The sequence below is a fragment of the Desulfarculus baarsii DSM 2075 genome, assembly GCF_000143965.1.
Lineage (GTDB): Bacteria > Desulfobacterota > Desulfarculia > Desulfarculales > Desulfarculaceae > Desulfarculus > Desulfarculus baarsii.
The window spans coordinates 1,476,984-1,490,758 of sequence record NC_014365.1; the positions used below are offsets into that span (position 1 = coordinate 1,476,984).

Consider the following 13,775-nt stretch of genomic DNA (forward strand, 5'->3'; position numbering starts at 1 on the left):
TGATATTTTTCAGGCCTCGGCCGGCCGGCGGCCCACGTTGACCTCCATGGGCGCGCCGGCCACCATGGCCATGCGCGAGCTTATCTCCGCAAAGCCGTGGCGCGCCATGGCCCGGGCCAAAAAGCCTCGCTCGGGCAGCGCGGCCTGACCGGCCAGGGCCTCGGGCAGCATGGCCAGGACCATCTTGGCCGGTTGGGTCGCCTCCTCGGTCAGCACGGCGTGGACGCCCACCAGCAGGCCGCCGGGGGCGAGGGCCTGGCGACATTTGGCCAAGACCTGGTCCAACTCGGCGTCGCCGTAATAGAGGCTGTCGGTGACCATGATCAGATCATACTCTCCGCCGATATCGTCGCTCAGATAATCACCGCCCATGGTCGACACGCGCGCGCTCATGCCGTATTCATCGATGTAGCCACGGGCGATGGCCACGATCTCGGGCCGGTCGAAGACCACTGCCGCGAGCCCTTCGTTGGCCTGGGCCACGGCCATGGCGTTGACGCCCGGACCGCCGCCCAGGTCGAGCATGCGCCGACAGGCGTCGAAGCCGGGCGCGTCGGCGACGATGGCGGCCATTTGCCGGGCCACGCCAGCCAGGCTGGTGGCGGCGTGGGCGCGGGTGAAGCGCTCGCAGTAGGCGGCGGCGTTCCAGTGCTCATCGGGCGGGGCCTGGCCGGGGCCGCTGCGGATCTTGTCGGTGAGGCCGCCCAGGCAGTCTTGCCACGATTCGTCGGCCAGTTGCAGCCAGTGGCCCAGATAAACCGCCTTGCCGCGCACCAGGAACTCGCTGGTCGGCGGCTGGTTTTGGTATTGGCCTTGGCTTTTGCGCAGCAGGCCCAGGGCGCAGAGGGCGTCGAGCATGAGCTGAGCGTTGCGCGGGTGGGCCGGCAGCAGCCGGGCCACGGCCTGGGCCGAGGCGGCCTGCTCCAGGTGGTCGAAGACGGCCAGATCGATGGCGCTCATCAGCAGGCGGCTGGCGACCGCGCCATAGAACATGTCGCCGAAAACGCTGAAATCCGATTGAGGATCGGGCATCTTGACCATGGTGGTCAATCTCCTTGGCGTGGGGTGGATGATGGTTGGCTTGGTTTTTGGGCCAGGATGCGCCCGTCTTCCAGGCACAGCGCCCGCGCGTGGCAGGCGTCGATGAACTGATGATCGATGGTCACGGCCAGGACGATGGTCCCCGCCTGGGCCGCCTGGCACAGCAGGGCGGCCATGCCCCGCAGGTTGTGGCCGTCCAGGCCGCTGGTGGGCTCGTCGAGGACCAGCACGTCGGGCTGGGCGGCCAGGGCCGCGGCCACGGCCAGGCGTTGCTTCTGCCCGCCCGAGAGCGCCTGGGGCCGGCATTGGGCCACTCGCTCCAGGCCGCTGGCGCGCAGCAGTTCGGCCACGCGCGTCTTTTGCCCCGCGCCGCCGGCCATGGTCAGCTCGGCCTGGACGCTCTCGGCGAAAAGCTGGTGATCGGCCTCTTGCAGCACCATGCGGCAGCGCCGCAGCCGTTGCCTGGGCCGGCATGGCCGCCCGTCGAGGCGGACCGCGCCGCCGCGTTCCTTTAGCAACCCGGCGATGGTCAGGGCCAGGGTTGTCTTGCCGCAGCCGTTGGCGCCACTGACGGCGACGATCCGGCCGCCGTGGGCCTCCAGGTCCACACCGCGCAGGATGTCGCCTGGCCGGCCGGGATGGCGATAGCGCAAGGCGCATAGCGCCAGGTCGTGGCCCCCGCTGGCTGGCGGGTCGTCGCTGGGCGTGGCGTCGCCGGGCCAGCGCAGGCCCAGGCGGCGGGCCTCTTGCGCGCTTTGGCCGAAAAAGGCCTTGGCGTCGATTTCGGCGCTGATCCGGCCGTCATCGAGCAGGACCACGCGGTCGGCCAGGCCGCGCAGGTAATCGCAGCGATGTTCGGCGATGACAATGGTCTTGCCCTCGGCCTTCAACTCGGCCAACAGGCCGACAAGCTCGGCCAAGGCGGCCTGGTCCAGGTTGGCCGAGGGCTCGTCAAGGGTCAAGGCGTCCACGCCCATGGCCAACACCGCCGCCAGGATCACCTTTTGCCGCTGGCCGGCCGAAAGGCCGAACACCGAGCGGCGGCCCAGGCCCTCCAGGCCCAGACGGCTCATGGCCAGATCCACTTTTCGGCGCAGAAGCGGCCGAGGCGTCCCCAGGTTTTCGCAGCCAAAGGCGATCTCGTCCTCGACCCTGGTGGTGAAAAACTGCGAGCGCGGATTCTGGAACACCGCGCCCACCCGCCGGGCGATCTGGTGCATGGCCATTGCGGCCAGGTCCACGCCGTCCAGCAAGACCCGGCCGGCGCGCCGGCCCTTTTCATAGTGGGGGATCAGCCCGTTGAAGGCCTTGAGCAGGGTGGATTTGCCGCAGCCGCTGGGCCCGGCCAGGATCACGCACTGGCCGTGGTCCAACGACAGGCTGGCGTCCTTGAGCGCCCAGCCCGCGCCGCCGGCGTAGCGAAACGACAATTTGTCGGCCAGCAGTTTCACGCCACGCCTCCCGACCCGCCGCGCAGCGCCCCGTCGAGGGCGATCAGGGCGGCCAGGGCCAGCGTCCAACCGGCCAGCGTCAGGCCGTCGGCCGGGCGAAAGTCCAGGCCATGCAGCGATGTTTTGCGCCCGGGGGCCTCCACGCCCCTGGTCACGGCGGCCCGGGCCAGTTCCTCGCCCACGGCCAGCGAGCGCAGCAACAGCGGAACCAGCACATAGCCCAGCAACCGATCGGGCCGCAGCCACAGCCGGCCGCCGGCGTTGAGCCCCCGCGTGCGCATGGCGTGGCGCACCTGGCCAAATTCGGCCGCCGCCGTGGGCAGGAAGCGCAGGCAAGCGCCCAGGGTGATCACCACCCCGGCCGGCGCGCCCAGCCGCTCCAGCGAACGCAGCAGGCGGCCGACGTTGAGGCAAGCGCCCAGAAACACGGCCATGGCCACCAACGGCCCGAATTTAAGCAGGAAATAATAGGAAGCCTGGGCCAGCGGCGCGGCCCCGGGCCACTGGCGGCAGAGGATCACGGCCGCCAAGGCCAATCCGGCCATCAGCGCCGCCAGCCAGGCCACGAAACGCCAGGCCCCGACGCAAAGGCACGCCGCCAGGCACATCAGCAGCACTGCCGCCTGGATGCGCCAGTCCACGCAGTAGATGGCCGTGGCCCCGGCGCTCAGGGCCAGCCAGAGTTTGACCAACTCGTGCAGATCAAAGGCGAATTCACGCATCAGCATGGGCTTTCCCGGTCGAATACAAAGCGCTTGGCGATCAGCCGCAGGGCCAGATGAGCGCCCAGCAGCCCGGTGACAAAGGCCGAGGCCAACTGCGAGATCATCACCGGCGCGGTCAATTTTTCGATCATCTGGACCATGGCTGGATACATCTCGATCTGGCGCTGGACCACATCGGCGTGGCGCGCCAGCCAGAACGGCCAGAAATTGGCCGCGCAAAGCATGGTGGAATAGAACGCGAAGCCGACCGTCAGCCAGCCCAGCCGCCCCCGCGGCACGGCCCGGCGGACGATCAGATCGACTATAAAGCCGGCCGGCGCGGCCACCGGCAGAATCGGCCACCAGCCCATCATCAGCCCCACCAGGCCCCAGACCATGCCGTTGATGGTGAATGGCCAGCGCCGGGGCGCGCTGAGGGCCATGAGCAGGTAGACGCTGGCGATGAGCATGTTTTCGAAGCATTGATGATAGATCCCCAGCACGATGGCCCCCGGTCCGGCCAACAGGTAGAGCGAGAAGATCAGATGGCTGAGCCCCACGACCAGGCCGTTCAACACGCCCAGCAACACCCACTCGCGGGTGGCGGCGCGGCCCCCGCAGTCGATGACGTGGGCGCTGGCCGGGACGAATGGCTCGGTGTGGGCGTCGGTGTGGGCGTTCATTTTGCCTTTGGCCTCGCGGTTGGCATGGCGTTAATAGCGCAGCGTCAAGGTGACGCCGAACATGGCCGGTTCGCCGTCCTGGACCATCTTGTAGCCGTCCCAGTTGTAGGCGATGGCGTGATACTCGGCGTCGAGGACGTTGCGGCCCCAGACATAGACGTCGTAACGCTTGGTCTCGTAGCCCAGGCGCAGGTCCAGCAGGGCGTAGGGGTCGTCGAGGATGCTGTTGGCGGCGTCGGCGTAGACCTCGCCCACGGCGGCCAGGTCGGCCCGGGCGAACAGGCCCGTGGCGTGGCGGTATTGCACCGCCAGATGGCCGTTGTACTCGGGCGAGTTGGGGATGGTCTTGCCGTCGTAGGAAACGCGCACCAGCTCGGTGTAGTCGCTGTTCCACTCGGTGGCCGTCCAGTCGTCGACCTCGGCCTTGGTCAGGCCAAAGCCCAGGGTGATCTCCAGGCCCTGGAGCGGCTGGGCGGCCATTTCCAGCTCCACGCCCATGGAATGGGCCTGGGCGGCGTTGTCGACCTTGGTGATCGGCGAGGAGACACCGACCATGTTGTAGACCTGCTTGTCGGCCATCTGGATGTAAAACAGGGCCAGGTTGGCCGTCAGCTTGCGATCCAGCCACGACGTTTTCAGGCCCAGCTCGTAGTTCCAGGTGTATTCCGGGTCGTACGAGAAGGATTCTTTGTCCACGGCCAGGGCGTAGTTGTAGCCGCCGGCCAGGTAGCCCCGCGACACGGTGACGTAGCCGAAGGCGTCGGCGGTGATGTCGTAGCCCAGCGAAAGCTTGGGCAGCAGCTCCGAGCCGTCCATCTGGTCGGAGACGTCGACGCCGGTGTCGCGCTTGTGGCCTTTGGAGTCGCGGCCGTCCCAGCGCAGGCCGCCGGTGAGGCGCAGCCGGTCCCAAAGGGTGTAGGTGGCCTCGCCAAAGAGGGCGTAGCCGTTGGTGTCGATGGAGGTCAGCGCGCTTTGGGCGATGGTGGGGTTTTGCTGGTCGATGTCGGTGTCTTCGATCATGCCGTAGGCCCCGGCCAGCCAACTGAGGGGCGAGCCGCCCGCGTTGACGGAGGAAAAGCGCAGCTCCTGGCTGAACATGGTGTCTTTGTACGCGGCCAGGGTGCGGCCCCAGTCGTTTTGGGGGTCGGCGGTGCAGTCGTAGTCTTGCAGGGTGTCGTTGCGATAGCCGCGGCGGCCGGTCACCGAGAGGATCTTGACGGCCTGGCCTTGGTGGCTGATGCGCAGGGCCTGGCCATCGCCCTGCTCGTTGTTGTAGTTGTCGGTGTCGAGCCAGGAATGATAGGCCGGAGTGCGGTAGGGCCCCTGGTCGAAGCGATAGACGCCGATGTTGTCGTCGTTTTTCAGGATATCGCCGATGAAGGAAATGTCCCATTGGCTGGTGGGCGTCCAACGCAAGGTGGCCCGGGCGGTTTTGCGGTCGATGGCCCCGGCGCGCTGGTCGTTGTTGAACAGGTTGGTGGTGTAGCCGTCGTTCTGGTCGATCTGGCCGCTGAGGCCCAGGTACCAGCGGTCCTCGACGATGGGCCCGGAGACGCCGCCCCCCAGTTTGTAGCCGGGGTTGTGGTCGCCGGCGCTGGGGTAGGCGCCAAAGTCGGCGCTGAGGCTGGCCCTCGCCTCGTTGCCCGGCTGGCGGGTGATGACGTTGATCACGCCGGCCAGGCTGTTGCCGCCGTAGAGGCTGCCCTGGGGCCCGCGCAAGACCTCCACGCGCTCGATGTCGACCAGGTCGATATTGTGGGCGTAATGCAGCGGCAGCATCAAATCGTCGACGTAGAGGGCCGTGGGGCCATATATCGAGGTCTCGAAGGAGGTGACGCCGCGCATGGTGATGATGTTTTCGGATGTGGATTTTTTCAGATAGACGTTGGGGGCCAGGCGGGTCAGGTCGCGCATGTCGCGCAGGCCGGCGTCGTCGATCAGCGCGCCGGAAAACACCGAAGCGCTGATGGGGATCTTCTGGACGTCCTCCTCGACCTTGCGGGCGGTGACGGTGACGTTGTCGAGCTGCGAGGCGCTGGCCTGGCTGGCGGTCTCGGCCTGGCAGACGCCCACGCCCAGCGCGGCCCACACGGCCAGCGGCAATAATGATTTTGCTAGTGCGCGCATGTGGTTTAATCCATATGGCAAGCTGTTTTCGATTTGGGCGCGCGGCCAAGTCTGGCCGCATGGCCCGGCTTGGTCTGGGAGGATAACAGCCGCCGGCCCGGTCAGGCGTACCCCGGCGGGCCTTTCAGGTACCCGAAACGGCCTTTCAGGGGCGTTGGCCGGGCGGCCCGTCAGCCAGGCGCAGGCGATACTCCGAGGGCGGCAGGCCGAAGTGGCGGGCAAAGGCTCGTGAAAAGTGCGTGCGTTCGGCATAGCCCAACTCGGCGGCGATGTGGGCCATGGTCAGGCCGTCGTCGGCCAACAGCTCGCGGGCTCGCTCCATGCGGCAGTGGTTGAGGTAGCCATAGACCGTGACGTCGCACAGGGCGGCAAAGCAGCGCTTGAGCTTGCTGGGGCTGGCCCCGACCATGCGCGCCAGGCGGTCCATGGTCGGCGGCTGGTGCATGCGCGCCCGCAGGATGCCTTTTGCCCGCTCGACCAACGCGGCGTCGGCGGCGCTGGGGCGGAGTTGCTCCTGACTGTCGGCCAGGCCCAACAGCCCCAACAGAAAGGCGACAAGCTCCATTACCTTGGCCTGGATGAGCAGGCCGTCGGCGGCGTTACGGCAGGGCGCGCGCAGCAATTGGCGCAAAGCGCCTTCGATGGCCCCGGGGAAGGGGCCCGAGCGATGGATCGGCTCCTGGTCGCGGGTCGGCGGCTGGGCCAGGCAGACGGCCCCGGCCTGGGCCAGGGGTTGGTCGAAGTAGCTTTGCAGCAGGGCGGGGCTGAGCATGAGGTTGATCATCCGCACCGGCTGGCCGGCCTCGTAGCGGGCCTGGCCGTCGGTGTGGCTGGTGAACAGCAGCTCGCACTGGCCGGCCTCGGTGCAGAAGCTTTTTTTGACGCCGCTGATCGTCCACTGCACGCGGCCGGAGATGCAAAAAGAAAAACCCAGCGGCAAGGGCATGTTGCTGTTGGCGATGCGCACGTCGCTGGTCAATTGATAGTCTTCGAGCAGCAGCAACATGCCCCGGCGCGGGCAGAGGGCGCGCAGCCTGCCCGCGCCCAGTTCGCGCGGCACGGGCAGGACGCGGTCGAAGCATGGGCTGGCCTGGCCGCGCAACTGCCCGTAAAAATCGATCATGGCCTGTTGTTGGTCGATGAGCTTCATTGCCTTGGCGGCCGCTTACGGCGATGGTTTATCGTCGGTGCTTTAGGTTAATCTAACTTAGTGTGCTTGATCTTATTTACGCGAAGCGGGCGTTGTGTCAAGCAAATTGTGCCCGGCGTCCGGGGTCGGTTGACAACCTGGCGCGCGGTGATTATAACTTGCCACAATCAGGTGGTTTTTCGTGGCCCGGCCGTGGCGGCTGGCCGTTTTCGCCACCAACGTCACACCATCGAGGATCGACCATGCCTTTCGCGCCGATAGCGTTATTGGTGCTCTCCAACGTGTTCATGACTTACGCCTGGTATGGCCACCTCAAGGACATGCGGGCCATGCCGATCATCGCCGTGATCGCCCTGAGCTGGGGCGTGGCGTTTTTCGAGTATTGCCTGCAAGTTCCGGCCAACCGCCTGGGCAGCGCCTATTTCACCCTGCCCCAGCTCAAGGTGCTGCAAGAGATCCTGGCCATGGTCGTGTTCGCCTTTTTTTGTGTTTTCTACATGAAGCAGGAGCTGACCCTGGATTATCTCTGGGCCAGCCTGTGCCTGGCCGGGGCGGCCTTTTTCATGTTCCGCGACCTGCCAGTGGCCCGGTGAGGCGCCAAGACGCGGGTTCGGTCGGCAAGGGGGAGCGGCGCGATGAAGTCCAACGAGATAGCCGTTGGCCGGCTCTATGACGACTTGGCCCATCTCGTGCCCCTGGTCAGCCCGCCGGCCGAATACGCCGAGGAGGCGGCCTGTTGGCGCGGGGTTTTGACCGAAAAGTTGGGCGCGGGTGGTCGGCCCAGCCTGCTGGAGCTGGGCGTGGGCGGCGGCCACAACCTGTCGCACCTGACCCGCGCTTACGAGGCGGTGGGCGTCGACCTCTCGCCGGCCATGCTCGAGCTGTGCCGGCGGCGCAACCCCGGCGTGGAACTGCGCCGGGGCGACATGCGCTCGGTCCGCCTGGGCCGCCGCTTCGACGCCGTGCTGATCCACGACGCCATCAGCTATCTGCTCAGCGCGCAAGATATCGCCGCCACCTTCGCCACCGCCGCGGCCCATCTGCGGCCGGGCGGCGTGCTCATCGCCTGCCCGGACAACTACGCCGAGTCGTTCGTCGCGCCGCAGACCTGCCAGATCGACCACGCCGCCGACGGCGTGGCGCTGACCTACTTCGAATACCTCCACGACCCCGATCCCACCGACAACGCCATCGAGGCGATCATGACCTTTTTCATCCGCGATCAAGGCGGCCTGCGCGTCGAGCTGGACCGTCACGTCATGGGCCTGTTCCCCCGCGCGGTCTGGACCGAGGCCATGGCCCAGGCTGGCTTTGACGTCGAGGTGCGCCCCTTCGCGCTCAGCTCGCTGGACCGGCCCTACGAATTGCTGGTCGGCGTTTTGCGCTAAGCCGTTCGCGCCGAGGAAAAACGCCCGTGGTTCAACAAAGGTCATCGGCCGGGCGTGATTGTCTTATAATGATAAGCAAGTGTGCCATCGTTGCCTTGGTGGATCGACAACGAGCTGGATCGGGATGGGCGAAGACAAGCAAGACCTGACGGCCGTCGCGACGCGGCCTGGCGATCCGGGCGGGCAAGGCCGCCAACCGCGAGCCGGCCTGGACGGTGGTCGGCCCCGGGCGGCGGTTACGACCACGGCCCAACGCCTGCTGGCCATCTTTGAAAAGGCCCGCGACGCCATTTTGATCTGCGACGACGATGGCCGCTATCTGGCCGCCAACCACGCCGCCGGCCTGCTCACCGGCCACACCCCCGAGGAGCTGACCCGCCTTTGCCTGTGGGATCTGACGCCGCCGGCCATGGCCGAACAAGGCCGGGCCGTTTGGCGCGAGTTTTTGGCGCGAGGCGAGTTGGACGGCGAGTACGCCCGGCTGCGCCGCGACGGCGGCGAGGTCCAGGTGGAGTTCCGCGCGGTGGCCAACATCTGGCCCGGCGCGCACATGAGCATGCTGCGCGACGTGGGCCGGCGCAAGGAACAAGAGCGCCTGCGCCAGCGCGACGAAGACCGCCTGGAGAGCCTGCTGCGCATTTCGCAATACCGGGCCGCCGGCGATCAGGAGTTGCTGGACTACGCCCTGGAAGAGGCCATCGGCCTGACCGACAGCAAATTCGGCTATATTTACCATTATTCCGAGGAACACCAGGAGTTCGTGCTCAACACCTGGTCCAGGGGCGTCATGGCCCAGTGCGCCGTGGCCCAGCCCCAGACGGTCTACGACCTGCACAAGACCGGCGTCTGGGGCGAGGCCGTGCGTCAGCGCCGGCCCATGGTCATCAACGACTTTGGCGCGCCCCATCCGCTCAAGCGGGGCTATCCGCCCGGCCACGTGGCGCTGCGCAAATTCTGCACCGTGCCGGTGATCGTCGACGAGCGCATCGTGGCCGTGGCCGGGGTGGCCAACAAGGCCGCCGACTACGACGACGCCGACGTACGCCAGTTGACCCTTTTGATGGATTCGGTGTGGAAAATGCTTGAACGTCGCCGCGCCGAGCAAAGGCTCGAGGAAAGCGAGCGGCGTTTTCGCACCCTGGTCGACAGCGCGCCGGAGGCGATTTTCATCCAGACCGATGGCCGTTTCGCCTACGTCAATCAGGCGGCCGTGCGCCTTTACGGCGCTGGTGCGGCCGACGATCTGCTGGGCGCGGCGGTGATCGAGCGCTTTCACCCCGACGACCGCCAGAAGGTGCGGGAGCGCATCCGCGACCTGAACCAAGCCAAGCTTTCCGTCCCGTTGATCGAAGAACGGATCCTGCGCTTGGACGGCGCGGTGGTGGACGTGGAGGTTTCGGCGGTGCCGTTTTGCTACCAGGGCCGGGATGGGGCCCTGGTCTTCGCCCGCGACGTCTCCGAGCGTAAGCGGGCCGAAAGGGCCATGCGCGAGAGCGAGGAAATGATGCGCAGCATCTTCCGCGCCGCGCCCATCGGCATCGGCGTGGTTTCCAGGCGGGTGCTGCTGGACGTCAACGAACGCTTTTGCGAAATGACCGGCTACGCCAAGGAGGAGATCATCGGCCAGAACGCCGTGATGCTTTATCCCACCCGCGAGGAGTTCGACTACGTCGGCGCGGAGAAATACCGCCAGATCGCCGAGCGGGGCACCGGCACGGTGGAGACGCGCTTCAAGCGCAAGGACGGCCGGGCCATCCACGTGCTGATGAGCTCCACGCCCCTCAATCCCAGCGATCTGGCCGCCGGCGTCACCTTCACCGCCCTGGACATCACCGAGCGCAAGCGGGACGAACAAGCCCTGCGCCAATCACGCGACCTGCTGCAAAGCACCATCGATTCGCTCTCCAGCCACATGGCCATCCTCGACGAGCACGGGGCCATCATCGCCGTCAACGCCGCCTGGCGCAAATTCGGCCAGAGCAACGGCTTTGGCGCCCAAAACCACGGCGTGGGCGAAAACTATCTGGAAATCTGCCGCGAGGCCAGGGGCAACTGGTCCAGCGAGGCCCCGCTGGTGGCCCAAGCCATCGGCGACATCCTGGCCGGCCGTCGCGAGTTCTACTATCTGGAATACCCCTGCCACGGCCCCGGCGAGGAGCGCTGGTTCGCCCTGCGCATGACCAGCTTCGCCAGCGGCGGATTGCTGCGCGTGGTCATGTCCCACGAAAACATCACCCAGCGCCGCCACGCCGAAAACGCCCTGCGCCAGAGCGAGGAGAAATTCCGCCTGGTCTACAGCGCCAGCCCCGACGCCATCAACATCAACCGCGTCGATGACGGGCTCTACCTCGACATCAACGAGGGCTTCACCCGCCTGACCGGCTATACCCGCGACGACGTCCTCGGTCGCTCGTCGCTGGAGCTAAACATCTGGCACGACCCGGCCGACCGTCAGCGCCTGGTGGCCGGCCTGCGCGAAAAAGGCTATTACGACAATCTGGAGGCCAAGTTCCGCCGCAAGGATCAAAGCGTGGGCGCGGCGCTGATGTCGGCCCGCCTGATCGAGATCGGCGGCCAGAGCTGCATTATCTCCATCACCCGCGACATTTCCGATATGAAAAGGGTGGCCGACGAAAAGGCCAGGCTGGAGGCACAACTGCGCCAGGCCCAGAAAATGGAGGCCATCGGCACCCTGGCTGGCGGCATCGCCCACGATTTCAACAACATCCTGGGCGCAATCATCGGCTACACCGAGTTGGCCCAGGAGCTGACCCGCGAGGGGGCTTCCAACGCCGATGAATTGGCCCAGGTGCTGCGTTCGGCCGATCGGGCGCGCAAGCTGGTCCAGCAGATACTGACCTTCAGCCGCAAGGTGGAGTCGGACCGCCGGCCGCTCAGCCTCAACAAGATCGTGCGCCAATCGGTGGGCATGCTCGAACACACCCTGCCCAAGATGATTCGCATCGAGACCGACCTGGCCGCCGACCTGCGGCCGGTCTGCGCCGACGGCAACCAGATCGAGCAGATTATCCTCAATATCGCCGGCAACGCCGCCGACGCCATGCCCGATGGCGGCCGGCTGCTCATCGAAACCCAAAACGCCATTCTGGGCGAGGAATATTGCCGCCTGCATCTGGACGCGCGGCCCGGCCAATACGCCATGTTGCAGATTTCCGACACCGGCCGGGGCATGGATCAGCGCACCCGCGAGCAGATCTTCGACCCATTTTTCACCACCAAGGAGGTGGGCAAGGGCACCGGCCTGGGCCTGGCCATCGTCTACGGCATCGTCAAGGACCACGGCGGCCATGTTTCCTGCTACAGCGAGCCGGACCTGGGCAGCACCTTCAAAATCTTCCTGCCCGCCCAACAGGGCCCCGATGACCAGCCGCCCGCCGGCCAAGAGCTTTCCGTGGCCCTGCTGCGCGGCAATGAAACCATCCTGCTGGTCGACGACGAACCAGATCTGCGCCGCCTGGGCGTGCACGTGCTGGCCAGCGCCGGCTACAACGTGCTGGCCGCCGGCTCGGGCGAGGAGGCCCTGGAGCTTTTCAAGGCCTCCGCCGGCCGCATCGACCTGCTGGTGATGGACCTGGGCATGCCAGGCATGGGCGGCCACAGGGCCCTGAAGGAGATCCTGGCCATCGACCCCAGGGCCAAGGTGATCATCGCCAGCGGTTACGCCGCCAACGGCCAAGTCAAGGCGTCGCTGCAATCGGGCGCGGCCGGCTACGTGGCCAAGCCCTTCCGCCGCGTCGATCTGCTGTTGACGGCGCGCAACGTCCTCGACGCCAAATAGCGCCCGATCGCCAAGCCCGCCTCAGTAGCCGATGACTTTGTCGGCCAGCTTGATCTGCTCGTAAAGAAACTTCATCGTCGACAGGCTGACCAGCGCGCTCGCATCCACCCCGTGGATGCCCATGCACTTGCCTCAGGCGGCCAGCACGCCCTCACTGAGGGTGAACAGCTTGGCCTGCTCGGCGATGGGAAACTGGGCGCTGTCGCCGTCCAGCAGGTCCACGGCCGGGCCGTTGAGGAAGATGGTCACCTCTTCGCCTTCGTTGAGCATGAAGTTGCCCAAGCGCACGGCGTTCCACTTGACCTCGGGGTCGGGGTTGGAAAGGACGATCAGTATTTGCATTATCGATCCAAGATTGGGTTTTTCATTTGGATCGCTTATAGCATGGCCGACGGATCGACGCCAACCCTCCAGTGGGCGGTCGGGGCGGAAAATGCGACGGGACGAGGCGGCGTGAAAAGCCCCCCGGACGCGGATCGACGCCGCGACCGGGGGGCGGGTGGTTCAGGCGGGTTGCTGGTTTTCCTCGATGGCCTTGACCAAAAGCGTCAACGTCTGGTTGATCGGCGTGGCCAGGCCCTTTTCCTGGCCCATGCGGCAGACCGCGCCGTTGATGAACTCGACCTCGGTGGGTCGCTTGTTTTGCACGTCGGCGCGCATGGAGCTGACGTTCTTGGCCGTGCGCCGGGCCACGTCACGCACGGCCTGGGGCATGTCCTGATGCAAGAAGCGCACGCCATAAGCCAGGCCCACGCCCAGGGCCTCGTCCACGGCCAGATCCATCAGCCGCCGGGCCGATGGCAGATCCAGCAAGCGGCCGTTGGGCGCGTCGAGGATGGCCGTCAGGGCGTTGATGCCCACGTTGATGATCAGCTTGGTCCAGATCAGGTTTTGCACGCCCTCGACCTGGCTGACGGCGAAGCCGGCCCGGGCCAGCAAATCGGCCGCCTGGCCGCAATAGGCGTCGGGCGGGCCCTCGGCCGGTCCGATGTGCGTCTGGCCCCGGCCGGCGTGACGCACGCGGCCCGGGCCCAGCACCGTGGCCCCCTCGCTGGTGATGCCGCCCAACACGCGCTCCGGCCCCAAGGCCTGGGTCAGGGCCTCCACGTTGCCCGCGCCGTTCTGGAAGGTCAGGGCCCTGGCCCGCGCGTCAAGGTGTTTGGCCAAGGTTGCGGCCACCTGGGCCGTGCCGTGGGCCTTGACGCAGACCAGGGCCAGATCGGCCTTGGCCAGGGCGGCCGGGTCGGCGGTTATGTCGATGGCCAGGGTCGACTGGCCGGTTTCGTCCTCGATGGTCACGCCCTGGGCGGCTACCCGCGCCGCCCGTTCGGGCCGGTGGTCGATCAGCGTCACCGCCGCTCCGGCCTGGCTCAGGCGGCAGGCGAACAACAGGCCCATGGCTCCGGGCCCCACCACTGCCACATGCATGGCC

General features: G+C 66.8%; 11 protein-coding genes. 3 read left to right on the plus strand and 8 right to left on the minus strand.

Translation table 11 applies throughout. The annotated features are described in order from the left end of the window. Window positions 1-9: 9 nt before the first annotated feature. From DEBA_RS06565 to DEBA_RS06590, 6 genes are all read right to left on the minus strand, one after another. A complete protein-coding gene (locus DEBA_RS06565; RefSeq protein ID WP_013258136.1) occupies window positions 10-1,041 on the minus strand; it encodes a methyltransferase in 1,032 nt (343 codons plus the stop codon). Window positions 1,042-1,046: 5 nt separating this feature from the next. Continuing rightward, entirely contained in the window at window positions 1,047-2,492 is a 1,446-nt protein-coding gene (locus DEBA_RS06570; RefSeq protein WP_013258137.1) for an ATP-binding cassette domain-containing protein, read from the minus strand. Beyond that, on the minus strand, window positions 2,489-3,220 hold the full coding sequence (locus DEBA_RS16920) for an energy-coupling factor transporter transmembrane component T family protein (RefSeq protein ID WP_013258138.1): 732 nt from the start codon (window positions 3,218-3,220) through the stop codon (window positions 2,489-2,491). Before DEBA_RS16920 ends, DEBA_RS06570 begins: the two co-directional genes overlap by 4 nt. After that, window positions 3,214-3,879 (minus strand): MptD family putative ECF transporter S component, encoded by a 666-nt coding sequence (locus DEBA_RS06580; RefSeq protein WP_013258139.1) that lies wholly within the window; start codon window positions 3,877-3,879, stop codon window positions 3,214-3,216. Before DEBA_RS06580 ends, DEBA_RS16920 begins: the two co-directional genes overlap by 7 nt. 30 nt (window positions 3,880-3,909) lie before the next feature. Then, the gene (locus DEBA_RS06585) at window positions 3,910-6,006 is read right to left on the minus strand and encodes a TonB-dependent receptor (protein WP_013258140.1); all 2,097 of its coding nucleotides are present in this window, start codon (window positions 6,004-6,006) and stop codon (window positions 3,910-3,912) included. 145 nt (window positions 6,007-6,151) lie between these two features. Beyond that, entirely contained in the window at window positions 6,152-7,156 is a 1,005-nt protein-coding gene (locus tag DEBA_RS06590) for a helix-turn-helix transcriptional regulator (protein ID WP_013258141.1), read from the minus strand. 242 nt (window positions 7,157-7,398) lie between these two features. Here DEBA_RS06590 and DEBA_RS06595 point away from each other — a divergent pair, with 242 nt between their 5' ends. The 3 genes from DEBA_RS06595 to DEBA_RS16925 all read left to right on the plus strand — a co-directional run bounded on the left by DEBA_RS06595 (window position 7,399) and on the right by DEBA_RS16925 (window position 12,343). Continuing rightward, entirely contained in the window at window positions 7,399-7,749 is a 351-nt protein-coding gene (locus DEBA_RS06595; RefSeq protein WP_013258142.1) for a DMT family protein, read from the plus strand. Between the two features lie 42 nt (window positions 7,750-7,791). Further along, on the plus strand, window positions 7,792-8,544 hold the full coding sequence (locus DEBA_RS06600; RefSeq protein WP_013258143.1) for a class I SAM-dependent methyltransferase: 753 nt from the start codon (window positions 7,792-7,794) through the stop codon (window positions 8,542-8,544). 124 nt (window positions 8,545-8,668) lie between these two features. Continuing rightward, window positions 8,669-12,343 carry a PAS domain S-box protein gene (locus DEBA_RS16925; RefSeq protein WP_013258144.1) on the plus strand — a complete coding sequence of 1,225 codons (3,675 nt, stop codon included), beginning with the start codon at window positions 8,669-8,671 and terminating at the stop codon, window positions 12,341-12,343. Window positions 12,344-12,364: 21 nt separating this feature from the next. Here DEBA_RS16925 and DEBA_RS06610 read toward each other — a convergent pair whose 3' ends face one another. Beyond that, complete coding sequence (locus DEBA_RS06610; RefSeq protein ID WP_013258145.1) at window positions 12,365-12,685, minus strand: DsrE family protein; 321 nt, start codon at window positions 12,683-12,685, stop codon at window positions 12,365-12,367. Window positions 12,686-12,847: 162 nt separating this feature from the next. Then, window positions 12,848-13,771, minus strand: a complete 924-nt coding sequence (locus tag DEBA_RS06615) for a ketopantoate reductase family protein (protein ID WP_013258146.1) — start codon at window positions 13,769-13,771, stop codon at window positions 12,848-12,850. Window positions 13,772-13,775: the final 4 nt, after the last annotated feature.